At 53.0% G+C, this 25983-nt stretch carries 27 protein-coding genes and 1 other RNA gene; 10 read left to right on the top strand and 18 right to left on the bottom strand.

What is annotated here, in order from left to right; genetic code table 11:
* Positions 1-69: 69 nt before the first annotated feature.
* Positions 70-1044, top strand: a complete 975-nt coding sequence (locus IB226_RS15070; protein WP_192236168.1) for a glutathione S-transferase family protein — start codon at positions 70-72, stop codon at positions 1042-1044.
* A 34-nt stretch (positions 1045-1078) separates the two neighbouring features.
* On the opposite strand, the gene mdtI is transcribed toward IB226_RS15070, so the two are convergent.
* The 4 genes from mdtI to rsmI form a co-directional block, all read right to left on the bottom strand.
* Positions 1079-1408 carry a multidrug/spermidine efflux SMR transporter subunit MdtI gene (mdtI, locus tag IB226_RS15065; protein ID WP_101762903.1) on the bottom strand — a complete coding sequence of 110 codons (330 nt, stop codon included), beginning with the start codon at positions 1406-1408 and terminating at the stop codon, positions 1079-1081.
* A complete protein-coding gene (gene mdtJ, locus IB226_RS15060) occupies positions 1395-1745 on the bottom strand; it encodes a multidrug/spermidine efflux SMR transporter subunit MdtJ (protein WP_101762902.1) in 351 nt (116 codons plus the stop codon). The genes mdtI and mdtJ overlap by 14 nt, the downstream gene beginning before the upstream one ends.
* Positions 1746-2272: 527 nt before the next feature.
* Positions 2273-2651, bottom strand: an RNA gene (gene rnpB / locus IB226_RS15055) — RNase P RNA component class A.
* A gap of 33 nt (positions 2652-2684) precedes the next feature.
* Entirely contained in the window at positions 2685-3548 is an 864-nt protein-coding gene (rsmI, locus tag IB226_RS15050; RefSeq protein ID WP_192236166.1) for a 16S rRNA (cytidine(1402)-2'-O)-methyltransferase, read from the bottom strand.
* 62 nt (positions 3549-3610) lie between these two features.
* Here rsmI and IB226_RS15045 point away from each other — a divergent pair, with 62 nt between their 5' ends.
* From IB226_RS15045 to dolP, 4 genes are read left to right on the top strand one after another with little or no spacing between them, the layout of a single operon-like run.
* Entirely contained in the window at positions 3611-5629 is a 2019-nt protein-coding gene (locus IB226_RS15045; protein WP_192236164.1) for a penicillin-binding protein activator, read from the top strand.
* Positions 5587-5982: a YraN family protein gene (locus tag IB226_RS15040; RefSeq protein WP_008103534.1), complete on the top strand. Its 396-nt coding sequence runs from the start codon at positions 5587-5589 to the stop codon at positions 5980-5982. Before IB226_RS15045 ends, IB226_RS15040 begins: the two co-directional genes overlap by 43 nt.
* Before the next feature lie 14 nt (positions 5983-5996).
* On the top strand, positions 5997-6584 hold the full coding sequence (gene diaA, locus IB226_RS15035; protein ID WP_007890352.1) for a DnaA initiator-associating protein DiaA: 588 nt from the start codon (positions 5997-5999) through the stop codon (positions 6582-6584).
* 14 nt (positions 6585-6598) lie between these two features.
* Positions 6599-7171 (top strand): division/outer membrane stress-associated lipid-binding lipoprotein, encoded by a 573-nt coding sequence (gene dolP, locus IB226_RS15030; RefSeq protein ID WP_101762899.1) that lies wholly within the window; start codon positions 6599-6601, stop codon positions 7169-7171.
* Positions 7172-7225: 54 nt separating this feature from the next.
* On the opposite strand, the gene IB226_RS15025 is transcribed toward dolP, so the two are convergent.
* A complete protein-coding gene (locus IB226_RS15025; protein WP_192236162.1) occupies positions 7226-7927 on the bottom strand; it encodes a pirin family protein in 702 nt (233 codons plus the stop codon).
* Between the two features lie 129 nt (positions 7928-8056).
* Between IB226_RS15025 and IB226_RS15020 the strand changes: the two genes are divergently transcribed.
* Positions 8057-8956 carry a LysR family transcriptional regulator gene (locus IB226_RS15020; RefSeq protein ID WP_101762897.1) on the top strand — a complete coding sequence of 300 codons (900 nt, stop codon included), beginning with the start codon at positions 8057-8059 and terminating at the stop codon, positions 8954-8956.
* Positions 8957-9093: 137 nt separating this feature from the next.
* Here the strand turns inward: IB226_RS15020 and IB226_RS15015 are convergent, their stop codons facing one another.
* The 11 genes from IB226_RS15015 to pmbA form a co-directional block, all read right to left on the bottom strand.
* Positions 9094-11004 carry a PRD domain-containing protein gene (locus tag IB226_RS15015; RefSeq protein WP_192236160.1) on the bottom strand — a complete coding sequence of 637 codons (1911 nt, stop codon included), beginning with the start codon at positions 11002-11004 and terminating at the stop codon, positions 9094-9096.
* Between the two features lie 24 nt (positions 11005-11028).
* Positions 11029-11766, bottom strand: a complete 738-nt coding sequence (locus tag IB226_RS15010) for a KDGP aldolase family protein (protein ID WP_192236158.1) — start codon at positions 11764-11766, stop codon at positions 11029-11031.
* Positions 11763-12884 carry a DgaE family pyridoxal phosphate-dependent ammonia lyase gene (locus IB226_RS15005; RefSeq protein ID WP_101762894.1) on the bottom strand — a complete coding sequence of 374 codons (1122 nt, stop codon included), beginning with the start codon at positions 12882-12884 and terminating at the stop codon, positions 11763-11765. The genes IB226_RS15010 and IB226_RS15005 overlap by 4 nt, the downstream gene beginning before the upstream one ends.
* Entirely contained in the window at positions 12868-14001 is a 1134-nt protein-coding gene (locus IB226_RS15000) for an amidohydrolase/deacetylase family metallohydrolase (protein WP_192236157.1), read from the bottom strand. Before IB226_RS15000 ends, IB226_RS15005 begins: the two co-directional genes overlap by 17 nt.
* Before the next feature lie 103 nt (positions 14002-14104).
* Entirely contained in the window at positions 14105-14752 is a 648-nt protein-coding gene (locus IB226_RS14995; protein ID WP_064738408.1) for a DUF4310 family protein, read from the bottom strand.
* Between the two features lie 12 nt (positions 14753-14764).
* Entirely contained in the window at positions 14765-15541 is a 777-nt protein-coding gene (locus IB226_RS14990; protein WP_101762892.1) for a DUF4311 domain-containing protein, read from the bottom strand.
* Positions 15542-15568: 27 nt separating this feature from the next.
* Positions 15569-15865, bottom strand: a complete 297-nt coding sequence (locus IB226_RS14985; RefSeq protein ID WP_137386587.1) for a DUF4312 family protein — start codon at positions 15863-15865, stop codon at positions 15569-15571.
* 2 nt (positions 15866-15867) lie between these two features.
* Positions 15868-16224, bottom strand: coding sequence for an SFCGS family glycine-rich protein (locus IB226_RS14980; protein WP_008103553.1), 357 nt, complete (start codon positions 16222-16224; stop codon positions 15868-15870).
* A 17-nt stretch (positions 16225-16241) separates the two neighbouring features.
* Positions 16242-16580 carry a glycine dehydrogenase gene (locus IB226_RS14975; RefSeq protein ID WP_007892186.1) on the bottom strand — a complete coding sequence of 113 codons (339 nt, stop codon included), beginning with the start codon at positions 16578-16580 and terminating at the stop codon, positions 16242-16244.
* 253 nt (positions 16581-16833) lie between these two features.
* Positions 16834-17223 (bottom strand): cytochrome b562, encoded by a 390-nt coding sequence (gene cybC / locus IB226_RS14970; protein WP_061720170.1) that lies wholly within the window; start codon positions 17221-17223, stop codon positions 16834-16836.
* A 72-nt stretch (positions 17224-17295) separates the two neighbouring features.
* Positions 17296-18636 carry a metalloprotease PmbA gene (gene pmbA, locus IB226_RS14965; RefSeq protein ID WP_192236155.1) on the bottom strand — a complete coding sequence of 447 codons (1341 nt, stop codon included), beginning with the start codon at positions 18634-18636 and terminating at the stop codon, positions 17296-17298.
* Between the two features lie 115 nt (positions 18637-18751).
* Between pmbA and yjgA the strand changes: the two genes are divergently transcribed.
* Positions 18752-19294: a ribosome biogenesis factor YjgA gene (yjgA, locus tag IB226_RS14960; protein WP_101762888.1), complete on the top strand. Its 543-nt coding sequence runs from the start codon at positions 18752-18754 to the stop codon at positions 19292-19294.
* A gap of 128 nt (positions 19295-19422) precedes the next feature.
* On the opposite strand, the gene mpl is transcribed toward yjgA, so the two are convergent.
* Positions 19423-20778 (bottom strand): UDP-N-acetylmuramate:L-alanyl-gamma-D-glutamyl-meso-diaminopimelate ligase, encoded by a 1356-nt coding sequence (mpl, locus tag IB226_RS14955; RefSeq protein ID WP_101762887.1) that lies wholly within the window; start codon positions 20776-20778, stop codon positions 19423-19425.
* 166 nt (positions 20779-20944) lie between these two features.
* Here mpl and fbp point away from each other — a divergent pair, with 166 nt between their 5' ends.
* From fbp to IB226_RS14940, 3 genes are all read left to right on the top strand, one after another.
* Positions 20945-21952, top strand: a complete 1008-nt coding sequence (fbp, locus tag IB226_RS14950; RefSeq protein WP_008103565.1) for a class 1 fructose-bisphosphatase — start codon at positions 20945-20947, stop codon at positions 21950-21952.
* Between the two features lie 395 nt (positions 21953-22347).
* Positions 22348-22596: a hypothetical protein gene (locus IB226_RS14945; protein ID WP_225608322.1), complete on the top strand. Its 249-nt coding sequence runs from the start codon at positions 22348-22350 to the stop codon at positions 22594-22596.
* A gap of 92 nt (positions 22597-22688) precedes the next feature.
* The gene (locus IB226_RS14940) at positions 22689-23819 is read left to right on the top strand and encodes a DNA cytosine methyltransferase (RefSeq protein WP_192236153.1); all 1131 of its coding nucleotides are present in this window, start codon (positions 22689-22691) and stop codon (positions 23817-23819) included.
* 31 nt (positions 23820-23850) lie between these two features.
* Here IB226_RS14940 and IB226_RS14935 read toward each other — a convergent pair whose 3' ends face one another.
* On the bottom strand, positions 23851-25983 hold the full coding sequence (locus IB226_RS14935; RefSeq protein ID WP_192236151.1) for a Z1 domain-containing protein: 2133 nt from the start codon (positions 25981-25983) through the stop codon (positions 23851-23853).

Here is a 25983-nt window from a genome sequence, read left to right as displayed (position 1 = left end):
GTTAGAGAACACATATACTGAATTGCAGGGGCGGGGATTTTCCTCGCCCCTTTTTATTATGGAGGGCTTATGGGACAGCTGATTGACGGTGTCTGGCATGATACCTGGTACGATACGAAGTCAACTGGTGGCCGCTTCAAGCGCACAGAAGCCGTCTGGCGTAACTGGGTTACCGCCGATGGCAGCGCCGGTCCAACCGGCAAAGCGGGCTTCGCCGCTGAGCGTGATCGCTATCATCTTTACGTCTCGCTTGCCTGCCCGTGGGCGCATCGCACGCTATTAATGCTTAAACTCAAGGGATTGGAGGAGATGATTTCGGTTTCGGTGGTGCATCCGCTGATGCTGGAGAACGGCTGGACCTTTGACGCCAGCTTCCCTGACGCCACCGGCGATGCGTTGTATCAAAAAGAGTTTCTTTATCAGATCTATCTGCACGCCGATGCGCACTATTCCGGCCGTGTGACCGTGCCAGTGCTGTGGGATAAAACCCAGCAAACCATCGTTAGTAATGAATCCGCCGATATCATGCGCATGCTCAACAGCGCTTTTGATGCGCAAGGTGCCCGCGCGGGTGACTATTATCCGGCGGAGCTGCGCGACAAAATTGATAAAGTGAACAGCTGGGTTTACGACACGGTCAACAATGGCGTGTATAAAAGCGGTTTTGCCACTTCGCAGGCGGCGTACGATGAATCGGTAACGGCGCTGTTCCATTCGTTAGCGCGTCTCGAACAGATTCTTGGCCAACACCGCTATCTCACTGGCAACCAACTTACCGAAGCCGATTTGCGCTTGTGGACCACGCTGGTGCGCTTCGATCCGGTCTACGTAACCCACTTTAAGTGCGATCGTCACCGCATCAGTGATTACCGTAATCTGAGCGGCTTCCTGCGCGACATCTATCAGATGCCAGGCATCGCTGACACGGTTAATTTGCCGCACATTCGCCATCACTACTACTGCAGCCACAAAACCATCAACCCAAGCGGCGTGATCTCGCTGGGTCCAGCCTTTGACTGGGATGAGCCACACGGCCGGGGTTGATGCTCTTACCCTCTCCCAACGTGGAGAGGGGACTTTAGGCAAACTTAATCAGCACCATACCGACCAACAACAATCCCACGCCCAGCCAGCCAACCCGACTCAGACGCTGGCCAAACAGAATCCAGCCTGCCGCCACGGTGGCGACCAATCCCAGCCCGCCCCATAACGCGTAGGCGACCGTCAAATCAATGCCTTTAACCGCCTGCGCCAGCGCACTGAACGCCGCCAGCACCGCCACCAGCGATAACACGCCAAACAGTGGACGGCGGAAACCGTTGGAGTATTTCAGGAAGATATTGGCGACGATCTCCAGGCCAATGGCCAGCGCCAGCCATGCGATATGCAGCCAGTTAAACGTTGCCATGGCGCAGCTCCTTGCGGCTCAGCGTGCCGGATTTGATCAGGACGATGCCGAGGATCAGCGTCAGCAGGCCGGCTACTTTGATGGCGGATAAGGCTTCATCGAACAACAGCACGCTAAACAGCGTAATAAACAGAATGCCAATGCCTTCCCACATGGCATACGCCACGCCAAGGGCAATACGTTTGATGGCGAAGGATAAACAGATATAAGAAAGTGCGATCATCACCAGCATAAAAATATAACCGGCGTTGCCACCGTTTACGCTGGCCCATTTCATTGAGACGGTGCCAATAATTTCCGCGGCGATCGCCAGCGCTAATAAAATCCAATACAGCATGATTTCTCTCCTGAACGAGAAATAAACGCCACCCACGCGAAAATAGGCGTGTTAGCAAAGTTAAATTAAAAAGTCAGAATAGGAGAGAACGGAACTAAAGCGCGAAGCGCCAGTGCTGATCGCAGATTGAGCAGTTTGAGCAGTTTGATTCAGAGAGAGAGGAGGAGAGTGGAGCCTTATTTGACGCAAACATTTTGTCCATAAAATTACAACTTATCCACGTTGTTGCTTCTCGTCAGTGTGGATTAAATTTGTCCTCAGTAGTTAAACACGCGCTTATTCTGGCATAGCGGCAGTAATGTTTTCAGGGATTTTCATTTCTTTACGTGGAGGCGTTTAATTAATGTTATTGGACTGATGCCCTCACCCTAGCCCTCTCCCACAGGAGAGGGAATAAGCCGCTGCGGTTTGAAAGATCGCTCGATCGGTCCCTTCTCCCGCCTGCGGGAGAAGGTTAGGATGAGGGCCAGCGCGCACCCAGCCCCAGAAAACACAAAACCCGCCGAAGCGGGTTTTGTGTTTAAAAAAGTCGAAACTGACCGATAAGCCGGGTTCTGTCGTGGACAGTCATTCATCTAGGCCAGCAATCGCTCACTGGCTCAAGCAGCCTACCCGGGTTCAGTACGGGCCGTACCTTGTGAACCCCTATTTGGCCTTGCTCCGGGTGGAGTTTACCGTGCCACGAACTGTTGCCAGCCGCGCGGTGCGCTCTTACCGCACCCTTTCACCCTTACCTGATCCCATTACTGGGCCATCGGCGGTTTGCTCTCTGTTGCACTGGTCGTAGGCTTGCGCCCCCCAGGCGTTACCTGGCACCCTGCCCTATGGAGCCCGGACTTTCCTCCCCTTTGCCCGTCTCCCCCCGAAAGAGGACGACGACAAAGCGGCGACTGTCTGGTCAGCTTCGGCGCGGGATAATAGGCGATCTGCCAGCGTTTGTCACGCCTCTTGCTGCTCCAGCGCGTACTTATAAAGCGCGTTCTTCTTCACCCCATGAATTTCCGCCGTCAGCGCAGCGGCTCTCTTCAATGGCAGCTCTTTTTGCAGCAGCGCCAGCGTGCGCAACGCCTCCGCTGGCAGCGCTTCTTCATCCGCTTTATGGCCTTCAACAATCAGCACCATCTCGCCTTTACGACGATTTTCATCTTCCTGCACCCACGCCAGCAGTTCACCGACCGGTGCGCCTTGAATAGATTCCCACGTTTTGGTGATCTCACGCGCCAGCACCACGTAGCGCTCGCCGCCCCACACGCTGACCATATCCTGCAGGCTATCGATCAGGCGATGGGTCGATTCGTAGAAAATCAGCGTACGCGGCTCTTCACCCAGCGCGCGCAGCACATCGCAACGTCCTTTGCTTTTGGCCGGTAGAAACCCTTCGTAACAGAAACGATCGGACGGTAACCCCGCCGCGCTTAATGCTGTAATCGCCGCACAAGCACCTGGCAACGGCACCACGCGCACACCAGCCTCACGGCAGCGACGTACTAAATGGTAGCCGGGATCGTTGATTAACGGCGTGCCGGCATCGGAGACCAGCGCGATGCTCTGGCCCTCTTGCAGCTTAGCTAATAGCACCTCAGCTTTCTGCTGTTCGTTGTGGTCGTGAAGTGCGAAGAGTCGCGCATTGATGGCGAAATGTTGTAGCAACAGCCCGGTATGACGTGTATCTTCCGCTGCGACTAGATCGACGCTTGAGAGCACCGTCAACGCTCGTTGAGTGATATCACCCAGGTTACCGATCGGGGTAGGAACGATATAGAGCGTGCTGGCAGAAATCTCTGCCCGATCGAGTTGTTTCATTGTTTCATCCGAATTGCCGATTTAATATTGAGCATCTTGAAAAAAACATCACTGGATACAGTATGCTTCCTTCAAAAGTCGTACGTCATAAAGCAGGACGCTTAGTACCTGTTCTTCTCGCTGGGCTGATTTTAGCCGCCTGTAGTGGTCAGGGACCGCAACAAACCTCTAACGTCAATATTCAGGGTCCTGCGACTGGCCGGTCTGACTATTATCTGCAGCAGGTGCAGCAAAGCAGCGATGATAGCAAGACCGACTGGCAATTACTTGCCATCCGTGCCCTGTTGAAGGAAGGAAAGTATCCGCAGGCGGCGAATCAGCTCAATCAATTGCCGCAGCAGTTAAGCGATGTGCAACAGCAAGAACTGCTGCTGCTGCGCGCGCAGATGCAGATTGGGCAGCAGGATTACACCGGTGCGCAACAGTTGCTGGGCCAGGTGAAAAGCGGCGGCCTGTCGCAGGACCAGCAGGTGCGTTACTACGCGCTGCAAATCGCGGCGGCACAGAATCGCCCTTCACTCTCGCTGCTACGTGCCTATATTGCGCAGGAGCCGCTGCTGAAAGGTGCCGATCACCAAAGCAATATCGATGCAACCTGGCAAGCGCTGACGCAGATGACCCAGGATCAGATCAACAGCCTGGTGATCAATGCTGATGAAAATACCCTGCAGGGCTGGCTCGATCTGCTGAATACCTGGCGCGCAAACAGCCAGGACCCACAAATGTTGAAAGCGGCGATTCAGGACTGGCAGACGCGTTATCCGCAGAACCCAGGCGCGAAGACACTGCCAACCCAGCTCAGCCAGGTGCAGAACTTCACCAAAGCGTCGACCAATACCATCGCGCTGCTGCTGCCGCTTAACGGCCAGGCGCAGGTGTTTGCCAATGCGATTCAGAAAGGCTTCACCGATGCGCGCAATGGCGTGCTCAATGCACCGGCACCGCAAGCCGCTCCTGAGACTAATACAGCCGATGCCAGCGCTCAGCCGCCAGCGGACGCCAATAGCGTGGTCAGCCCCGCCGTTGCAGGTAACACACCGCCGCAAACCGAGCAGTCACAGCCAGCCGCACAACCCGCCGCCGCACAGGGCAACAGCAATGCGCAGGTGAAAGTGTATGACACCAGTAGCCAGCCGATTGCGCAGGTGATGCAGCAGGCGCAGCAAGATGGCGCCACGCTGGTGGTCGGCCCGCTTCTAAAAAATGACGTCGAAACCGTTGCCAATAGCAACACGCCGCTTAACGTGTTGGCCCTGAACGAGCCAGAACAGATCCAGAACCATCCGAATATTTGTTACTTTGCGCTTTCTCCTGAAGACGAAGCACGCGATGCCGCGCACCATATCTACGAGCAAGGCAAACGCCAGCCATTATTGCTGGTGCCGCGCAGCAGTTATGGCGACCGTATCAGCAAAGCGTTCGCGCAAGAGTGGCAAACGCTGGGTGGCTCAACCGTACTGCAGCAGCGTTTTGGCGGCGTCGGCGAACTCAAGCAAGGGATCAACAGCGGTGCGGGTATCGCGTTAAGCGGCACGCCGCTCAACGTTGAGCCCGCGCACTCGCAGAGCGTGGCGATTGCTGGCCTGACGATTCCTGCACCGCAAACCAGCGCACCGGTGCCAACGGCCGATGCCAGCAGCGGTAGCGTGGATGCGGTGTACATCGTCGCCAGCCAGGATGAGCTGCAGCTGATCAAGCCGATGATTGCGATGCGCACCAGCAGCCGCAACAACACCGCGCTGTACGCCAGCTCACGCAGTGCGCAGGCGGGTGCAGGCCCGGACTTCCGTCTGGAGATGGATGGCCTGCAGTTCAGCGATATTCCGCTGCTGTCCGGTAGCAATCCGGGCTTAATGCAGCAGGCGGCGAAGTCGTTCAACAACGATTATTCGCTGGTTCGCCTCTACGCGATGGGCATTGATGCCTGGACGCTGGCGAATAACTTTAACCAGATGCGTCAGGTGCCTGGCTTTGCCATTGATGGCAACACCGGCAAGCTGAACGCCGACACGGATTGCGTGATCAACAGGAAGTTGGCATGGAACCAGTATCGTCAGGGACAGATCGTTCCGGTGCAGTAAACCGCCAGCGCATTGGCGCTGAGCAGGAACAACTGGCGCGTCGCTATCTGGAGCGCGCCGGGCTGCAGTGGTTTGCCAGCAATGTACGCTGTCGCAGCGGGGAAATTGACCTGATTATGCGCGACGCCGATTGCTGGGTATTTGTTGAAGTGCGCTATCGACGCGATGCGCGCTACGGCGGTGCCGCCGCCAGCGTAACGCGCCAGAAACAACAAAAGCTGCTGCGTGCCGCCGCGCTCTGGTTGCTGGCGCGTGGCGGCAGTTTTGATACGGTGAATTGCCGTTTTGACATCATTGCCATTACCGGGCGTGAGCTGGAGTGGCTGCCCGATGCCTTTAATGCCGATGGATAGAACCAGGTGGTCTTGTGCAGGACAGAATTAAAGCGTGTTTTACCGAAAGTATTCAGACCCAAATCGCCGCAGCCGAAGCGCTGCCCGATGCGATTTCCCGCGCCGCGATGACGCTGGTGCAGTCGCTGCTGAACGGTAACAAAATCCTTAGCTGCGGTAACGGTGCGTCGTCGGCGAATGCCCAGCATTTTGCCGCCAGCATGATTAACCGTTTCGAGACAGAGCGCCCTAGCCTGCCTGCGCTGGCGCTGAGCGCTGATAATGTGATGCTGACGGCGATTGGTAACGATCGTCTGCACGATGAAATCTACGCCAAGCAGGTTCGAGCGCTTGGTCAGGCTGGTGATGTGCTGCTGGCCATTTCCACCCGTGGCAACACCCGCGATATCGTCAAAGCGGTTGAAGCTGCGGTTACCCGCGATATGACCATCGTTGCGTTAACCGGCCACGACGGCGGTGAGCTGGCGGGCCTGCTCGGTCCGCATGATGTGGAAATTCGCATTCCATCACATCGCAGTGCGCGCATTCAGGAAATGCATATGCTGACGCTGAACTGCCTGTGCGATTTGATTGATAACACTTTATTCCCACACCAGGAATGACTGAAGGAGCTCAAATGAAAGCATTGAACGCTGTCGCCATTCTCTTAACCGCCATGCTGCTGCAAGGTTGTGTTGCCGTGGTTGCCGGCGGCGCTGCCGTCGCCACCAAAACCGCCACTGATCCGCGCACCGTGGGCACGCAGGTCGATGACGGTACGCTGGAGCTGCGCGTCTCGAACGCACTGGCAAAAGATGAACAGATCAAAAACCAGGCGCGCGTGGTTGTCACCGCTTATCAGGGCAAAGTACTGCTAACCGGCCAGTCGCCAACCCCGGATCTGGCAAGCCGTGCCAAACAGATCGCCATGGGCGTTGATGGAGCCACCGAGGTGTATAACGAAATCCGTAATGGACAGAAAGTCAGCCTCGGCACCTCGTCATCGGATACCTGGATCACCACCAAAATCCGCTCGCAGCTGCTGGGCAGCGATCAGGTGAAATCCTCCAACGTCAAAGTGACCACCGAAAACGGTGAAGTGTTCCTGTTGGGACTGGTTACTGCAGAAGAAGCGAAGGCGGCGGCCGATGTTGCCAGCCGGGTGAGCGGCGTGAAGCACGTGACTACGGCCTTCACCATTCTCAAATAAGCATTAAAGCAAAGCATCAGGGCGACTTCGGTCGCCCTTTTTTGTGCGTGAGGGTTAGGCGGGAAGGTCAATCACCAGCGCGCGCAGCGGCGTTCTGGCCTGCAGGCTAATCTGGTTCTCATCGCTGAGAAACGCGCCGTCGCCGCAGCCTAGCGGCTGCTGGTTGGCGCTGCTGGCCTGCACATCCAGCGAACCATGGATCGATTGCAGGTAAGCGCGCGGTCCGTGCAATTTCACCGTGTACTGCTCGCCCGGCGCTAGCGTCACCTGATGCACCCAAACCTGCTGGCGCATCTGCAGGCTGCCCTGCGCGCCATCGGGCGAGGCGATCAGTACGCTGGTTTGTTGCGGCAGGTCAAGCTTCTGCAACAGCGGGTTTTCACGTTCCGGACAGGCCGCCAGCCACAGTTGCATGCGGGTTAACGGGCGATCTTTGCTGATGTTAATTTCACTGTAATTCACGCCCTGACGCGCAGAGAGCAGCATCGCCTCGCCTTCACGCGCCACCAGATGATTGCCTTCGCTGTCGCGATACTCGGCTTCACCTTGCAGCACCAGATTCAGCACATCGACCTGCGGATAACTGCGCGGCTGGAATGCGGCGCCCGGTGCCAGAATTTCCTGGTTGAGTACGCGCAGCGACGCGTAGCCCATTAATTTTGGATCGAAATAGTGGCCAAATGAGAAGCTGTAGCGCGCCTGCAACCAACCGAAATCGGCCTGGCCACATGCGGACGCGCAGCGGGTTGTCATCATGATAATCCTCCGACGCGCTGCGGTGAGAACCGACCGCAGGCTTGATGGGATTATGGTAAAAGTCTGGACGCCGGATTGTAAGCCAGTTAATCTGCCTGGCATGTTCAAATTTACTGACAGAGAATCGGCATGGCAAAAGACCGCGCGTTAACCCTTGAAGCTTTACGTGTGATGGATGCTATTGACCGTCGTGGCAGCTTTGCCGCTGCGGCCGATGAACTGGGTCGCGTCCCTTCCGCGCTGAGTTACACCATGCAGAAGCTGGAAGAGGAGCTGGATGTGGTGCTGTTTGACCGTTCCGGCCACCGCACCAAGTTCACCAACGTGGGCCGCATGCTGCTGGAACGGGGCCGCGTGCTGCTGGAAGCCGCCGACAAGCTCACCACCGATGCCGAAGCGCTGGCGCGCGGTTGGGAAACGCATCTCACCATTGTTGCCGAGGCGCTGGTGCCTTCCGAGCGTTTATTCCCGCTGGTTGAGAAGCTGTCAGAAAAAGCCAATACGCAAATTTCTCTCATCACGGAAGTATTAGCCGGTGCCTGGGAAAGGCTGGAACAGGGCCGCGCCGATATCGTGATTGCCCCGGATATGCACTTCCGCGCCTCAACCGAAATCAACACCCGCAAGCTGTACAGCACGATGAGCGTCTACGTTGCCAGCCCGGATCATCCAATTCATCAGGAAGCTGAGCCGCTGTCAGAAGTGACGCGCGTGAAGTATCGCGGTATCGCGGTGGCGGACACCGCGCGCGAGCGCCCGGTGTTGACGGTGCAGTTGCTGGATAAGCAGCAGCGTCTGACGGTAAGCAGCATGGATGATAAACGCCGCGCGCTGCTGGCCGGTTTGGGTGTGGCGACCATGCCGTATCCGATGGTGGAGCAGGATATCGCCGAAGGTCGTTTACGCGTGGTGAGCGCCGAGTATACGCGCGAAGTGGACATTATTATGGCGTGGCGCCGCGACAGCATGGGCGAAGCCAAAGCCTGGTGTTTGCGTGAGATTCCGAGGTTGCTGGCGAAGCGCGGGTAGATTGTGCGGGGTTTCCCCCTCCTCGGTCCTCCCCCATAAATGGGGGAGGAAGATGCTGCCACATGTTAGTGATGAAGCTGCATCTCCTTCCCCCGCTTGCGGGGGAAGGCCGGGATGGGGGACAGCACGCACAACCCTTACAGCCGACTCAAACAATCGATCGCCACCGCTTTAAAACTGACAAAATCCGCGCAATCACGCAGCCGCGTCATCGCCCTTTCGCGCAGGAAGGTGACGAACAGATCGTAAATCGCCATCGCCTCTTCGTATTCACTCTTGCTGATCGCCAGCAGGAAAATCACCGACGCCGTCTCCTCGCCCCAGCTCACGCCATGCGGCGCCAGCACCGTGTAGACCACGGTTTTCTGCGCCAGCAAGCCGAGTGAATGCGGCAGCGCGATGCCTTCGCCGAGCAGGGTGCTGACAATCGCTTCGCGCTCCTCAACCGAAGGATAGAAATCCGCATCGACAAAACCTTCGCTCTCCAGCTGATCGCACAGCAGGCGGAACAACTCTGACTGCGCCATCGGCTTATCCAGCACCATAAAGTGCTGCGCGTCGAAGTACTTCTCCAGCATGTACGGGCGCGTGCGATCCACCAGCACCAGCTTGCCGAGCTGCTCCAGCTGGAACTCGGTTGGGAATGGCGACATCACCGCAATCGGCTTATTCTTTTCGCTGAGCCGCGCGGTGGAGATCACGAAGTCTTCATCGATATGCTCGCGCAGTTCATAGTCGCGCTGTGACAGCCGCGCCGTCACCACCAATTGCGGGTATTTGCGCAGCAGCAGCGCCTCAATCATGCGCAGCGTGGAGTTGCCGCTGTCGCACACCAGCAGCACCTGTGGATGGCGCTGATAGCCGACGTCGTAATGCCTCTCCAGCCCAACACCAATGTGCAGCACCAGAAAACCGATCTCGTTCTCACTGATAGTGTAAGGGGTGTATTTACCCCAGCTGGTGACCGCCGCCAGCGTCACATCGTAGGCCATTGGATAGTGCTGTTTGATGTTGCTCAGCAGCGGATTGGGGATATGGATTTGGTAGCGCACCCGCGTGATCATGGTTTTGATATGGGTGAGCAGATCGGCGCGCAGCTGCTCATCATGCTGCAGCCGATAGTTGTAATGGGTGTTGATGTAATTCAGTAGGTAATCGACCAGCGCATCGGCGTCGTCAGCGTTAATGGTGCTCGGTGCCAGCGCCTGAATCTGGCGTGCGGCGATGTTGACCCGCAGCCAGTTCTCTTCCGCCTGTGAAATCGGTTTGCCGACCAGCGGACGCATCAGGTTTATCAGGTCGTTCGCCGCTTCGCGCACTTCCTCGCCCACATCTTCCGCACCAGGATCGTTGAGGGGGAAACCTTCGCTGATGCGTCGTACCGCCACCGCGCAGTAGATTTGCAGATAGCGATCGCCTTCATCGCTGAGGCGAATGGCGTGCTGGGCGAAGCACTGTTGCAGCAAAGGTTCGAGCTGCGCCAGAATGCCGCTGTGCAGCGCTTCCACCGTCAGCAGCGGGCTGTCCGGCGTCTCCTGATCGATCTGCCACAGCAGGTCGGTTAAGCAGGTGCGGATCGCCGCCTCGCTGCCAAACAGCTTCATGCCGTAATGCGGTTTGGTTTCGATATTAAGGTGATAGCGGCCCAGCCATTCGCGCACTTCTGCCATATCGCTTTGCAGCGTGGCGCGGCTGACAAACCACTCTTCGGACAGATCTTCCAGCTTGATCGAATACGCCGCAGTCAGAAAGCGCGTCAGCAGATAGCGCACGCGCTCCTGTGAGGTACGCGGCACGCGCAGTGGCGTCGCGCTCTCTTGCTGTAAGCGGCCAAAGCGCGCCGCATCGTCAATTTTGAGTTGATATCCCGCGCCGCGCGCCAACACAAACTGCGCGCCATGCTGTTCCAGCAGCGCATTCAGCGCGGTGATATCGGTGCGCACCGTGCGCGTTGAAACGGAAAAGCGACGTGCCAGCTCATCCTGCGGCAGCGTTTCATTTTGCAGCGCAGCGAAAAGCTGAGTCAGACGCTGATTGGGAAATCTCACGGAGCCTCACCTGTTACTCATTTGTTACAGCAGTTTCTTGCACGTTGCCAGAAGCTGACGCACATCGTCAATGCGCGTGTCGCCGCTTGCGCTATCGATAATCGAACTGTAAACGTGCGGGATCACTTTGCTGACGCCCGCATCGAGCGCAATACGCACAATCTCTTCGAAGTTATTGAGATCGATACCGCCGGTGGGTTCCAGCCAGAAGTCGTGACGCGCGCAGGCTTCCGCCACCGCGCGATACTCATTTACCGCTTTCAGGCCGCCCATCGGAAAGTATTTCACCGAGCTGCCGCCCATGTCCTGCAACATGGCGATGGCGCTGTCGATCGGTACAATCGCGTCGGCGTTCTTCGAGCTGCGCGGTCCGGTGGAGATTTTCACCAGGCCCGGCGTGCCGGTCGGTGAAATCAAACCATTCACCACGGTTTGATTCTGGCCGAGCAGCGCACGGCTGGTCGCCACGCCGGTGAAGACCTGATTGACGTGCTGCGGTTGCAGCACCGCCGAGATCTCACTCACCATCGCTGACTGGTTTGGATCGCCCGCGCCCAAACCCACGGATAACGCATTGTCGATCAGCGCCGCATACTCGCGCATATCGGCAATCGCCGCTTCATTGCTGGCGTAGTTTTTTGATAGCACGCCCACCAGCACATGACCTTCAGCCGCCTGCCAGATCGCTTTGGCGTTCTGCTTCGAACCGGCCAGCACGTTAAGGCACAGGCGATCCTGATAGAAATTTGGGTTCAGACTCATGCGCGTTTTCCTCCGCTGATCAACGCCTGAATAGCGCTAAAGATGATGTGCAGCTGATCGGCGCTAACGCTGCGCACATCGGCTTCGATAATGCCTTCGTTGGCTTTGTAGCCACGGAAATAGATCGCGATGTCGCCAGTTTTCAGCGCCTGCACCAGTTCGCCAGTCGGCCAGCCGGTGACCGCTTCATCAAACTTGATCTCGGCACGCGCAATATCGCGTCCGGCGGCATCCCACACCACGCGGGCGGTGACGCCGTTCAGCGTGTTGAGGTTGTCGATAAACGGCGTCATGTTGGCCACCATCTCGGCGCCGGTGGTTTTTGGCTGCACCAGATAGTTTTCAATCGCCTGCGTCAGCCCGAGAATGCCCTCTTTGCCGACTTTCATCGCGCGGCCAATGCCGTTGCTCTGGCGCTTCACCCACTCAACGTATTGCGTGCGACCAATCACTAAGCCGCTGGTCGGCCCTTCAATCGCCTTGGCGCCGCTGTAAATCACCAGATCCGCGCCCATTTGGTAGTAGCACTGCAAATCTTCTTCCGCTGCCGCATCAACGATCAGTGGAATGCCGTGCTTGCGCGCCACTACCGCTGCCTGCTCCACGCTAAGATGGCTTTTCTGCACGCAGTGGTGCGATTTGATGTACATCAGCGCCGCCGTGGTCGGCGTGATTGCCGCCGCCAACTGCTCTGGCGAACATTCATTGCTGTAACCGGCTTCGATCAAACGCCCGCCGCCCAGCGCCACCATCGTGCCAACCGGCGCGCCGAAGTTCACGTTGTGTCCTTTTGGCACCACGATATCGTGCGGCACGCTGAGCGGCGCGGCGTGCAGGTTCTCCAGCAGCCAGTCGTTATCTTTAACAATCACCGCCGCCACGCTCTGCGCAATGCCCGCCGAGGCGCACGACACCACCACCGCGCTCTCCACGTCCAGCAGTTTGGCGATGTAAGCGCCGGTCTTGTTGACCAGATCTTTCATCTCGAAGTAGTGATTCAGACCGTAGCTGACGGTATCCACCACATCCGCAGACGGCGTGGAGACGCCGAGAATGGTCATGCGTCCCGAGGCGTTGATGACCTGTTTCAGGTCATATTTTTCATAGATCGAAGACATGATTCGCTTTCCCTTCATCAGTCAGATGCCAGTGACCGGCGATAACCACGGCCAGCGGCAGAATATGTTGTTCACCTAATACCCGTTCGCCTTCAGCATCAACGAACGGGCAGGCTTCCTCTTTGACGGTAAAAATGGTCAGGTCGGCGTCATAACCGGCGGTCAAGCGCCCTTTGCCCGCCAGACGCAGGCCAGCAGCGGCATTAACGGTGACGCACTCGACGATTTGCGGCAGAGTCATGCCAATGCTAAAGAATTTCGACATCACGTGCGCCAGGCTATGCACCGGGCCGTTGATGCGGTTACGACAGTAAATGTCGGAGCTGATGGTGTCGGGCAGAATGCCCTGCGCAATCGCCTGACGCGCCACCTCAAAACTGAAGCTGGCGCCGCCGTGGCCGATATCCAGCTTCACGCCGCGCGCGATGGCATTTTTCACCGCTGCTTTCAATTCACCCTGCGGTGACAAGATACGGTTCGGCTTGCCGTTAAAGCAGTGGGTAATGATGTCGCCGGAGGTCAGCAGATCGGCGATCTCTTCCAGCACTGGCGGATTGTTGCCAATGTGCACCATCAGCGGCAAGTTTCCGGCTGCCTGCTGAATCGCCTTGGCCCGCACCAGCGGCTGAATGCCGTTCTCGCCCACCACGCTGCTGCTCATGCGCGCTTTCAGGCCAACGATAAAGTCGGGACGGCGTTTCACCGCCTGCACCACCGCATCGCCATCAATCTGCGCCATATCGGCCAGCTCGTTTTGCGTCACAATGCCGGTGCGTGAAATGTTGATCAGCGCGCGTACTTCGGTGGTAGCCGAACGCGTGAGCTGATAAAAGTCGTCGATGTCGTCAGCGCCGGTGCTGCCGGCATCCACCACCGTGGTGACGCCTTGCGCCATGCCAATGGTGTCGGCATCGTCGTGATAAATTGGGGATTGGGGATAACAGTGCACGTGGCTATCAATCCAGCCAGCGCTGACATAGTAACGTCCGGCGAGATCGCGCTCCTGCTGTGCCGGACCACTCACCTCGCCGACGGCGGCAATTTTGCCGTGCTGGATGGCAATATCCACCAGCAGTTCGTCACACAGACGTGCGCGGCGCAGAATCAGATCAAACATGCTTACTCCTCACGTACAAACGCTCATTTCGTAGCGGCGCGATTTATCGCGCAATAAATGGCGCCGCTACGGATATGTGCAGCCATATGGCCGCACATCAGTATCAGAGTGAGATTGGGAACATCGCACCCAACACCATCGCGCCCAAAATCGCGCCGCCGGTAATAGGCTTATTCCACAGGTAGAACAGCAGCGCGCCCACCAGCGAACCGAGACCGATGGGAATCGACGCCGCCATGGCCGACAGGATAATCAGCGGCCCGAGGAAACGGCCCGATGCGTTACCCGCGCCCATCATCACGTCTGCGCCGTAGGTTGAGTCGCTCTGGTTGATGGTGAACTTACGCGCCAGGATGATCAGATAACCTATCGCTAAGCCCACCACCAAACCCGTAGCCAGCGATGCGGCAAAGTTGGCGACCGGGAACACAATGCCGGCACCGAGCAGCAGCGCAGGCACGCCGAGGCCGACGCCGGTCTGGATCGCGCCGCCAATATCGAGAATCCCCACCAGCGAGCCTTCGATAATGCGTGCAAACAGGAAGCTGGCACCAAACGCCGCCACTGCGCCATACACGCCGGTTTCCATACCGGAGCGCAGCATCGAGACAAACGCCACTTCGTTAAAAGCACCAATGCCGTACAGGTAATACATGTGCGTACCGGCAAATACGCCGGAAGAGAGCAGGCCAACAAAAATCGGGAAAGACCAGTCGGCGTACCAGAACCCTTTGTTTTCGTTCTCGTTCATGCTGATGGCTCCTTATTTGCCGCTGACGCTGTTGTGGATCATATCCAGCCAGCCCGGAATACCCAGCTGGAAGGATTGCAGCAGTTTCAGATCGAAACCGCGGAAGAAGCCGCTCAAGGCAAACAGCAGCACGATGGCAAACATCATCACCTTGGTGACTTTGTTCCAGCCGCTCTCTTCCACACCCTTACCGATCAGGATGCCCAGCACCAAACCCGGTACGGCGTTACCCATGATCAGCTGAGCCAGACCGCCAAAAATGGTGGCCCAGAAGCCAGATTTCTTACCGGCATCAATCGCTGCCAGCCAGAAGATCACTGGCATCACGGTATTCACCAGCAGGTTAGCCGCCGGCACCAGCACTTTTACTGCGGTAACCTGCAGCGCCGCCGGAACCGCAGATGCGGTGCTGTTAAGGAAGGCCACCACAATCATGCCGATGATGCCGCAGGCAATCGCCATGCGTTTCGGGTTGTGCAGCGTTTCCGCCACGTTGCGGTTTTTCACCATCAGTGCCGCCGCGCCCCAGTTCGGCAAAATGCGGTGATCGACGTCCTGCGTGAAGGAACCCGCTGCCACGGATGATGCCCAGGCGTTAAAGAAGAAGCCGAGACCAAAGGAGAAGTGCGATGCCGGATCGCCTTCACAGGAATTGAGTTCTCCCAAGGTACGGAACGCGCCCATACCTTGTGTGGTCGGTGCGTGGAACATGCGCGCTGCGCCCGCTCCCACCCCGACGCCAACCAATCCGCCAATGATTAACGACTTAAACAAAATGATTAAAAACATGTCGTCGTACCCTTGTTGTCGTTTTTATTAAGTCGCTATGAAGTCCACCTTGTCGGTGTCGATCACAGTGACGCTAACGGTAATGTCCAGCTCAACGCTGTAATTCCGTCGCTCACGCGCGAGGAAGAAGAACAAGAATTTTTCCTTGCGCACGCTCTCCTGCGCGCGCAGCACCCGCACATCTATGGGTTCAATGCGCAACAGAATCTTTTGGCTGGTGCGCAGCACTTGCTGCTGCACCTTGCTGAGCGCATCGGCAAAGGCTTTTGCTTTACTGTCGCCTTTGCCCTGCACCGTTACCTGCGTCTCGTATTGCTGTTTCATACTTAGCTGCCGTGTTTTTTAGTCCAGGCCTGCACCAGACGCTCACCCAGCTCTTCTTTATCCATAAAGCCGAAGCCCAGCACGGTGGCACCTTCATTGATGGCGGTAACGCCTTCGTCAATCGAACGCATCCCGTGTTTGGCTTTGTAGCCATATTTGTTCTGCGCGGTAATCGCACCGGCACCGCCGCTGCCGCAGAAGGAGATACCGAAGTCGGCGTTTTCCGCTTTCATCACGTCGCCCAGCTTCATGTCGGCTGCCACGCCTGGCACCACCACCGCACGACCACCGGCTTTCTCGATGCCCGCTGCTACTTTCTGACCTTTACCCAGACGATCGCCAATCACTACAGTTACCATGTTCGATTCCTCGCAATTTATGCTTCGTTCGATTTCGCCACTTCGATATGGACGGACAACAACCAGGCTTCCTCTTTGGGCAGATTGCCAAACAGATCCACCACCTGCTGCGCCAGCGCCATGGTTTCCGGCGAGATATCTTCAAACAGCTCAGCTTCTACTTCCGGTAGCGCTTCACCCGTTAAAGAGCGCGATGCCATCGCCCGGACATGCGAAGCCAGCATCTGCTGCTGCACGGCGTTGGCTTCGATGTGATGCGCGGCGTAGATCGCTGCAATTTGGCTTAACACCTTATCCGCCAGCGCCTGGATCGCTTCCGGCGTGCTCTGTTTCAGCGGGACAGCTTCACTCCTCACCTTGTTACTCCTGTTTACAGCGGACAATTACAGATATTTCTCGTTGATAAGAAAGTACGCTTTCCCCTTGAGGCTGTTGAGTCGCAACTTTTCCACCTCAAAGTGGAAATCCCGCGGGCGAGTGTGCGCCAGATCTCAGGACGCACGAAGTGTGCGAAAGCGGTCACAAAATGCGAGAAGTGATGGATTTAGGCGGATTAAAACGGAGAGAAAGCAAAGAGGAATAAGGCCAGCCACGGGGCTGGCCGGGTTATCAGCGAAATTTCTTATGGTTGGCGTTGCGAATATCTTCCAGTTTCTTCGCTTCGGCCTTGGCTTCGTCCAGCTTGTTGGCTTGCGCCAACTGATCAACCACATCGATCTGGGCAATCAGCGAATCCAGACCGGCGTGATAATCCTTGATCTGCGCGCTATCGGCCGCCTGACCTTCCAGTTTTTCCGGCGTGGATTGCTTAGCATCCGTTGCCGCCTGACGCATTTTGCCCAACGCGGTATGCATTTCCTGCGCGTCAGAGGTTTTCTTCACCACGCTCAGACCATCTTTGAGCGCATCCATATCTTTTTCTAAATCGGCTGCAAACACGCTAGCCGAGGAGAACAACAGCGATAACGACAACACTGCAATCACATGCTTATTACGCATTGGTATGTCCTTTTATTATTGTCGGGCCAAAAAAAAGCAGCCTTGCGGGCTGCTTTCAGAAAGCGATGACTCTTATTGTCCGGCGATTTTCATCTCCGGCAGCAGCACCGAACCGCATTGTATATTGCTGCGGGTTTCAATGTCGTTACCGACGGTTACCATATTGAGCCACATCTCCTTGAGGTTACCAGCGATTGTGATCTCGCTCACAGGATATTGAATCTCACCGTTTTCCACCCAGAATCCGGATGCGCCGCGTGAATAGTCGCCGGTCATGCCGTTGATGCTGGAGCCCATCATCTCGGTTACCACTAAACCGGTGCCCATCTGCTTCAGCAGGTCGTCAAAGCTGTGGCCCTGACCGGCAATACGCCAGTTGTGGATGCCGCCTGCGTGGCCGGTGCTCTGCAAGCCGAGCTTGCGCGCCGAATAGCTGGTCAACAGCCAGTTCTGCAGCACGCCATCTTTAATGATGTCACGCGATTGGGTGCGCACGCCTTCGCTGTCGAACGGCGTGGATGCCAGGCCTTTCAGCAGGTGCGGATGCTCTTCAATGGTCAGCCACTCGGGCAGAATCTGCTTACCGAGCGAATCAAGCAGGAAGGTCGATTTGCGGTACACGCTGCTGCCGCTGATCATGCCCACCAGATGACCAAACAAACCGGTCGCCACTTCTGGCGCGAAGATCACCGGCGCTTTCATGGTCGAAAGCTTGCGCGGTGCCAGACGCGACAGCGTGCGGCGTGCGCACTCGGCGCCAACCCATTCCGGGCTTTTCAGATCGTCAAAAGCGCGGCCAATGGTATATGCGTAATCGCGCTCCATATTGCCGTCCTGCTCGGCAATCACACAGCTGGAGAGCGAATGGCGGCTGGAGCAGTAGCTCTGCAACATGCCGTGGCTGTTACCAAAGACTTTGATACCAACGTGGCTGTTGAAGCTGCCGCCTTCGGTGTTGGTGATGCGCTTGTCCGCCTGCAACGACGCTTGTTCCGCCTGAGCGGCCAGTTCGATAGCGCGATCGGCATCGATCTCCCACGGATGGTAGAGATCGAGATCCGGCGCGTCAAACGCCAGCAGATCGGGATCGGCCGGTGCGCCAAATGGATCCACCGAGGTGTAGCGCGCAATGTCGATCGCCGCCTGCACGGTGCGTTTGATCGCATCCGGGCTGAGATCGGTGGAGGAAGCGCTGCCTTTACGGTTTTGATGGTAGACGGTGATGCCGAGCGCACCATCGCTGTTGAATTCGACGTTTTCCACTTCGCCATAGCGGGTACTGACGCCGATGCCGGTGGTTTTCGTGACCGCCACTTCAGCGCCATCGGTGCTGGCTTTAGCCAGTTCCAACGCCTGCGCGACAGCCTGTTCCAACACTTTACGTTGTTCTGCAACCTGAGTAGATACGTTCATCGACCTGCCGTCTAATCTTAAGTATGAATTGTTTGAGTCTATCAGACTCAGAGAACAATTTCGCAGTCGCCCGATAAACTGGTAGGATTAGCCTCTTTTTTTTGGGAGCCAAGAGATGACCAAGCAGCCCGAAGACTGGCTCGACGATGTGCCGGATAATAATGACGAAGAAGATGAAGAGATTATCTGGGTCAGCAAAAGCGAAATTAAACGCGATGCCGAAGAGCTAAAACGCCTGGGTGCCGAGCTGGTTGAGCTGGGGAAAAATTCCCTCGACAAGATCCCACTCGACGAACAACTGCGCGACGCGATTGAACTGGCGCAGCGCATCAAGAAAGAAGGCCGTCGCCGTCAGCTGCAGCTGATCGGTAAGATGTTGCGTTCACGCGATGAAGATCCGATTCGCCAGGCACTGGATAAGCTGAAGAACCGCCACAACCAGCAGGTTGCGCTGTTCCATAAGCTGGAGATTTTGCGCGATCGTTTGATCGAGCAAGGTGATGACGCGGTCGCTGAAGTGTTTAACCTCTATCCGCACGCCGATCGTCAGCAACTGCGCAGCATGATCCGTAACGCGCAGAAAGAGAAAGCCGCGAATAAGCCGCCAAAATCTGCCCGCCTGATTTTCCAGTATCTACGCGAGTTGGCAGAAGCGTAAGTTTTCTGCGATTTTCCCCTCATCCCAACCTTCTCCCGCAAGCGGGAGAAGGGGCTGACCGAGCTCCACCTAAACATTCCCTCGCCCGCTTGCGGGAGAGGGCCAGGGTGAGGGGAAAACCCGCGCCATCACCGCCCTAACCGCTCCAGCAGTTTCTGGTGAATACCACCAAATCCGCCGTTACTCATCACCAGGATCGAATCGCCTGGCTGGGCTTTCTTCGCCACCATTTCCACCAACGTATCGATATCCGCGCTCCACTGCGCTGGTTGAATGCACGCCTCAGCGACATCGGAAACCTGCCACGGAATATGGTGCGGCTGGAACAGGAACACTTCGTCTGCGCGGCCCAGCGATGGCGCTAACTCGTTCTTGCTCACCCCCATCTTCATGGTATTTGAGCGCGGCTCCAGCACCGCCAGAATGCGTGCGGTGCCGCCCACTTTGCTGCGCAGCGCCGCCAGCGTGGCGAGAATCGCGGTAGGATGGTGAGCGAAATCGTCGTACACCTTGATGGCGTTCACTTCACCGCGCAGTTCGAGACGACGACGCGCATTAATGAAGCTGCTCAGCGCTTCACCGGCATCTCCCGGTTTCACCCCAACATGACGCGCCGCTGCAATCGCCATCAGGCCATTGTGCATGTTGTGCTCGCCCACCAGCGCCCAGTTCACTTCGCCGACTTTCTCGCCGTCGAGCCAGATCTCCCAATGTGAAGAGTCCGGCGTCAACTTTTTCGCCTGCCAGTGACCGTTATCGCCCACCGTTTCCTGCTCGCTCCAGCAGCCCATCGCCATCACTTGCTTGATGTTGTTGTCGTGCTCCGGCAGCAGGATCTTACCCTGGCCCGGCACGATACGGATCAAATGATGGAACTGCTTCTGGATGGCGCGCAGATCGTCAAAGATATCCGCGTGATCGAATTCGAGGTTGTTGAGGATCAGCGTGCGCGGGCAGTAATGCACAAACTTGGAACGCTTGTCGAAGAACGCGCTGTCGTACTCATCCGCTTCGATGACGAAGAATGGACTTTTTCCTAATTTTGCCGAAACCTCGAAGTTTCCTGGCACACCACCGATGATAAAGCCCGGTTCCAGGCCGCAGGCCTCGAGAATCCACGCTGCCATGCCGGCTGTGGTGGTTTTGCCGTGGGTTCCCGCCACCGCCAGCACCCAACGATCGCGCAGGACAAAATCGTGCAGCCATTGCGGGCCGGAGAGGTAAGGAATGTTGCGTTCCAGTACCGCTTCGACACAAGGATTGCCGCGCGTCATCGCGTTACCAATGATCACCAGATCCGGTTGCGGATCGAGCTGGCTGGCATCGTAACCTTCAGTCAATTCAATGCCTTGCTGTTCCAGCAACGTGCTCATCGGCGGATAGACATTGGCGTCTGAGCCGGTCACTTCGTGTCCCAGCGAGCGCGCCAGCATCGCCAGTCCGCCCATGAAAGTGCCACAAATCCCGAGGATGTGAATACGCATAAAGAGATCCATTACTCAAAAGTTCGGCGCACAGTGTAACGCCGAGTTGAGAGGGAAGAAACGGATTAGGACTATGGTTTTTAAAGTTCAATCGGCTAAACTGCGCTCATACGTTGGTAGCTTGTTACAGCTGCTGCCACTCCATCGTAGATGCAGGGAATGTGTTATGAAAACGTTAGGCGAATTCATCGTCGAGAAGCAACACGACTTTCCACACGCCACAGGTGAACTGACGGCGCTGATTTCTTCCATTAAGCTTGGCGCTAAAATTATCCACCGCGACATCAACAAAGCGGGTCTGGTGGATATTCTGGGTGCCAGCGGCGTGGAAAACGTGCAGGGTGAGCAGCAGATGAAGCTTGATCTGTTTGCCAACGAAAAGCTGAAAGCCGCCCTGAAAGCACGCGGCGTGGTGGCCGGTATCGCGTCGGAAGAAGAAGACGAGTTCGTCATCTTTGAAGGCTCTGAGAATGGCAAATACGTTGTATTAATGGATCCGCTGGACGGTTCTTCAAACATCGACGTTAACGTTTCCGTCGGCACCATTTTCTCTATCTACCATCGCATCAGCGAGCCGGGCACGCCAATCACCGAAGCCGACTTCATGCAGCCGGGCAACAAGCAGGTTGCCGCGGGTTACGTGGTTTACGGTTCTTCGACCATGATGGTTTACACCACCGGCGTGGGCGTGCATGCGTTTACTTACGATCCGTCGCTCGGCGTATTCTGCCTGAGCCACGAGCGCATGACCTTCCCGGAGAAGGGTTACACCTACTCGATCAACGAAGGTAACTACATTCGCTTCCCGCAGGGTGTGAAGAAATACCTGAAGTTCTGTCAGGAAGAAGATATCGCCACCAAGCGCCCGTATACCTCGCGCTACATTGGTTCACTGGTGGCCGATTTCCACCGTAACCTGCTGAAAGGCGGCATCTATCTCTATCCAAGCACCGCCAGCCACCCGAAAGGCAAGCTGCGTCTGCTGTACGAATGCAACCCAATGGCCTTCCTGGCGGAGCAAGCGGGCGGTAAAGCCAGCGATGGTGCCAATCGCATCCTCGACATCCAGCCAGAAACGCTGCATCAGCGCTGCCCGTTCTTCTGTGGCAACGACGCAATGGTAGGCGACGTTGAACGCTTCATCCGTGAATATCCGGACGACCATTCAGCCTAAGTTGTTTTAGCTTAGAGAAACCCGCAATGCGGGTTTTTCTATAAAATAGCAATGATATAAAACCAACAACGTAGTTATTTTTATAGAAACCTCCATTTATTTATAGCTAAAAAATCAATTAAAATGATGTTTTTAGTTAAAAACTAAAAAAAAAGGACTGGCACTTAAAATAAGAATAAATTGAAAAATATTTAAGATTAACAATATATTAAATTTAAATCATCACTCTAAAAAACAGAAGCATAAAACCGGTCAGTTAAATATTTTTAAATTAGAGAAAATTAAAGAAGCTACATTAATCACTATGAATTTTCATTATAGCAAAAACTATTTAAAAAATTTTTTAATATGGGATAAAGCGCTATTTTAAAGAGTTAATTATAAGGATAGATTATATGGTAATGGTCACCAGAGAAATTATGAAAGAATGGATTATTGAAGCACTTAATTCAATGAATGGGATCGGTTGGCCAAGAGATGTAGCTAAGTATGTATGGGATAACTATGAAGGGCATTTAAGAGAGTCTGGTGATATGCTTTATACTTGGCAGTACGATTTAAGATGGGCAGCACAGTCTTTACGTGATAACAATAAACTTAAAGCTGTTAATAAAAGAACCGACATGCCATGGGAAATTTCATGATATTTAAAATCCTAATAAACCATTTATCTTGGCCTTGTTGACTACGTTTATTTTTGAATGATACAATTTGACATTGTTGATTTGGGGTTTATATGGATACAATTGATTTATTTTCTGGTTGCGGTGGAATGAGCTTAGGCTTCGCGACTGCCGGATTTAATATTATGGCCGCTGTTGAAAATTGGGCTCCAGCCAGAAAGGTTTATGAAGATAATTTTAGTCACCCTGTATTAGATATCGATCTAAATTATGTAGATAAAGCTATTCAAGAATTGAATTCTTATTCTCCATCAATAATTATAGGTGGCCCTCCTTGCCAGGAGTTTTCAATTGCTGGAGCCAGAGTTGAAGGTTCTCGCGCATTGCTTACTTTAAATTTTGCTAGAATAATATCAATTATAAAACCGAATTGGTTTGTTTTCGAAAATGTTCCCGGTGCCCAAAAAAGTAAAACATGGGATAATAGTAAAAAAATCCTCGAAAAATCAGGATATGGAATTACTGAGATAGTTTTGAACGCAGCTCACTTTGGTGTTCCACAAAACCGAAAAAGATTTTTTGCAATTGGCAGAATTGGTGAAACTCCTAATTTTCTGGTCTCTCTTCTTAATGAAAAAAAATCTCAAAAAAGATTAACATTAAGAGAGTATGCTGGTAAAAAAATTGGCATCGAATTTTATTATCGCCATCCAAGAAATTGGGGAAGAAAAGGTATTTTCTCTTTAGACGAGCCGGCACCAACCGTTAGAGCAACTGTTAGGAATGTACCTCCAGGATATACTGCACATTCTGATGATGCAGGGCCAATATCAGAAGCAAGAGCATTAAATATAAAAGAACGAGCGTTAATCCAAACGTTTCCTGACAATTTTATTTTTTCTGGAACAAATACTGCGCAAAATACAATGATTGCAAATGCCGTACCTATTTTACTAGCTAAACATATTGCAAATTGTATTCTCACACATGAAAGTAAATTACAGCGTGAAAAATTCGATCTTTTTAGAGAGTGGCTTGCAAAAGAGCATAATTTCCAACACAAAAAAATAAATAATATAATTTACAGTCTCAAGCAGGTAGACCATATTTTGATTGATAATGTAAGTAACGATATTATAAAAAAATTGAAAAGTGATAAATTTTTCATTGAATTACCTAAAAATGAAAAATCAAAGATTCGAAGAGCTTTAAAGCATAGATTAAATTTTGAAATGTGTGTTTAAAACTAGGGATGCTCTAGCATCCCTTTTTTTATTACGGTAATGAATAAACACATGGATCAGAATTAGTAGGTGCAATTAACACTGGCCACCAAAAATATGTATCTGAATTCCACCCGTTAGCTTTTGTCCCATCTTGTTTTAGAAAGACGATTGCTGGTAGATCTCTTTTCTGAGCTAATAATTCCCTAATAGTTCTACCTCCAACAATGGATTTACCAGACTTATCTCCGGATTTTTCTTTAGTGATTTTTCGATTAAGTTCGACGATAACATGAGTTTCATCGTTCCCTTGAGCTTTACAGTAATAATCAATTAGACCTATCATTGCATCCCAATAAAAATCTTCATTTTGGCTTAACTGCAAAGTTTTTTTGATTAATTTAATTATCTCGATTACATGACATTTATCTACCATAACATCAAGGCTTAAATTATTTGAATGTAATGGCATTATTAGTTCACTGATTTTTCTCAATGTACTTTCGAGATTGCTAATTGTAGAAAGGTCAAATCCAGATGGGAGATAGTAGCCACCAGAATTCAATGTCATTACACGACTAACACTTACCTTAGTAGGAGAGCATGGAACAACACCTTTTGATGCATCACTTTGAATAAATATTACACCACTGTCTGAATCTTTATTTAAAAATGCCCTACGGAGCGCAGAATCAAACTGATGAATGTGTTTTAACCTATTAAAAACAGCCAATGAAGTATAAAACCTTGTTACAGATAAGTCGCTTCGGTCACGTGCACCATACATTCGAGAGTGTTGAAGCACAGTATCTGCCTGCATATTTTTTGGGTTTCTTCCATAATAAAATGCCAAAAGGTTAGGAATGGTTATGCCCCTATCTAATAAGCTCCCCCCAATAAATATATTTGCTTCGGTTCTAAGCTTAAGTTCTGCTGTTGTAGGATCCAGAATAGATGCAAGTTCAACGTCAGAGTTGACTTTTTGAACATTTATTTCCCCATCACTAATTAAACGAGAAAACAGTATAAAGGCATCATCTTGAGAAGGGCATGGGTCATTATTGTCATGAACAGTTTTTTGTATATCTGTGAAATAGTTATCGAACAACGATCTCAGTAATCTGTTATTCGCCTTTACCATCACCTCTAAAGATTGACGGATCGAATCAACAATTTCCCATTGCTTATTATGCGATTTTCTTTGTGTGTCATTATGAATTATCATCGCATATTTTTTTTGTTTAACACTTTCTTGCTTTTGCTGCCACCGCCTTATTACAACAGCAATTAAAAAACTTGAAACAGCTTTTTTTAAAGAGTCTAACCCCTTATTCTCAATTACATCTTGATCTAGTAAATTTACATCTTCTTTATGTCGAAGGTACTCTATCTCATCAGCTGGAACCTCAATATACAACCCCTTACGTGGATCATTATTTGTAAAATCACCAAAATAATCATCCCCTCCTACATATCTGTCATGGATAGGAAGTAACTCGGTGAAAGCCGGTTTTTTCGGGAGGAACTTAAATGGATTTGAATAGCTTTCTGGCTGAAGATATAGTGAGTATGGAGTTGCTGTTACTTGAAGAAACCTCATGCTATCGACAAGGTCACGTAAAAAATCCATTTTCTCAGCAATTTTCCCTTGAACAGTTTCATTATTATCTGATTTCTTATTCTTTTTTACAAACCTAATGCTTGCTAAGTCGGCCTCATCATCAATCAACAAAACCTTTTTGTTTTTAAGATCAGGATATTCTAAATTTTCAAAAAAATCGATTACTCTATCTAAATTATTAGATTCTTTTTTAGCAACGATAATTATTTTTCTTTTTAACTCTGGCTTATGTAATTTCTCCGGCAACTCCATGATATCGTATATTGAAATATAATCATCTTCGATAAAATTACTAAAATCATGGTTTATTCTACTTACTGTTTGCTTAGCCAGTGTTTTAGTCCCTTTAGTTAGCACTAGAGCAATGTCGTAACCAACGTCAAATGCTCTTGCAATTACTCCTAAAAACCCCCTAGTTTTACCAGATTGAATTTTACCTAGTAATACACCAGGATTACTTCTCGATGTTTTAATATCTTCAAGCTGTTTAACAATATTAAAAATACACAACTTCAAATCCGCATCATAACCTTTATTTTCTTCTAAATATGAGAAAAACTCCAT

It is taken from the genome of Pantoea sp. PNT03, from assembly GCF_014852515.1.
Taxonomy (GTDB): domain Bacteria; phylum Pseudomonadota; class Gammaproteobacteria; order Enterobacterales; family Enterobacteriaceae; genus Pantoea; species Pantoea leporis.
This window is presented reverse-complemented; position numbering and strand designations above follow the sequence as displayed.

Bases quoted from the DNA above. Each gene is read 5' to 3' on its own strand.
- IB226_RS15000 (WP_192236157.1), bottom strand. From the start codon at position 14,001: ATGTTTGATCTGATTCTGCGCCGCGCACGTCTGTGTGACGAACTGCTG.
- IB226_RS15005 (WP_101762894.1), bottom strand. From the start codon at position 12,884: ATGTCTTCGATCTATGAAAAATATGACCTGAAACAGGTCATCAACGCC.
- mdtI (WP_101762903.1), bottom strand. From the start codon at position 1,408: ATGGCAACGTTTAACTGGCTGCATATCGCATGGCTGGCGCTGGCCATT.
- IB226_RS15070 (WP_192236168.1), top strand. From the start codon at position 70: ATGGGACAGCTGATTGACGGTGTCTGGCATGATACCTGGTACGATACG.
- IB226_RS14980 (WP_008103553.1), bottom strand. From the start codon at position 16,224: ATGGTAACTGTAGTGATTGGCGATCGTCTGGGTAAAGGTCAGAAAGTA.
- rsmI (WP_192236166.1), bottom strand. From the start codon at position 3,548: ATGAAACAACTCGATCGGGCAGAGATTTCTGCCAGCACGCTCTATATC.
- pmbA (WP_192236155.1), bottom strand. From the start codon at position 18,636: ATGAACGTATCTACTCAGGTTGCAGAACAACGTAAAGTGTTGGAACAG.
- mdtJ (WP_101762902.1), bottom strand. From the start codon at position 1,745: ATGCTGTATTGGATTTTATTAGCGCTGGCGATCGCCGCGGAAATTATT.
- IB226_RS15040 (WP_008103534.1), top strand. From the start codon at position 5,587: ATGGAACCAGTATCGTCAGGGACAGATCGTTCCGGTGCAGTAAACCGC.
- IB226_RS14935 (WP_192236151.1), bottom strand. From the start codon at position 25,983: ATGGAGTTTTTCTCATATTTAGAAGAAAATAAAGGTTATGATGCGGAT.
- IB226_RS14985 (WP_137386587.1), bottom strand. From the start codon at position 15,865: ATGAAACAGCAATACGAGACGCAGGTAACGGTGCAGGGCAAAGGCGAC.
- IB226_RS15020 (WP_101762897.1), top strand. From the start codon at position 8,057: ATGGCAAAAGACCGCGCGTTAACCCTTGAAGCTTTACGTGTGATGGAT.
- mpl (WP_101762887.1), bottom strand. From the start codon at position 20,778: ATGCGTATTCACATCCTCGGGATTTGTGGCACTTTCATGGGCGGACTG.
- IB226_RS15045 (WP_192236164.1), top strand. From the start codon at position 3,611: ATGCTTCCTTCAAAAGTCGTACGTCATAAAGCAGGACGCTTAGTACCT.
- IB226_RS14945 (WP_225608322.1), top strand. From the start codon at position 22,348: ATGGTAATGGTCACCAGAGAAATTATGAAAGAATGGATTATTGAAGCA.
- IB226_RS14990 (WP_101762892.1), bottom strand. From the start codon at position 15,541: ATGTTTTTAATCATTTTGTTTAAGTCGTTAATCATTGGCGGATTGGTT.
- IB226_RS14940 (WP_192236153.1), top strand. From the start codon at position 22,689: ATGGATACAATTGATTTATTTTCTGGTTGCGGTGGAATGAGCTTAGGC.
- cybC (WP_061720170.1), bottom strand. From the start codon at position 17,223: ATGCGTAATAAGCATGTGATTGCAGTGTTGTCGTTATCGCTGTTGTTC.
- yjgA (WP_101762888.1), top strand. From the start codon at position 18,752: ATGACCAAGCAGCCCGAAGACTGGCTCGACGATGTGCCGGATAATAAT.
- fbp (WP_008103565.1), top strand. From the start codon at position 20,945: ATGAAAACGTTAGGCGAATTCATCGTCGAGAAGCAACACGACTTTCCA.
- IB226_RS15025 (WP_192236162.1), bottom strand. From the start codon at position 7,927: ATGATGACAACCCGCTGCGCGTCCGCATGTGGCCAGGCCGATTTCGGT.
- IB226_RS15010 (WP_192236158.1), bottom strand. From the start codon at position 11,766: ATGAGTCTGAACCCAAATTTCTATCAGGATCGCCTGTGCCTTAACGTG.
- dolP (WP_101762899.1), top strand. From the start codon at position 6,599: ATGAAAGCATTGAACGCTGTCGCCATTCTCTTAACCGCCATGCTGCTG.
- IB226_RS14995 (WP_064738408.1), bottom strand. From the start codon at position 14,752: ATGAACGAGAACGAAAACAAAGGGTTCTGGTACGCCGACTGGTCTTTC.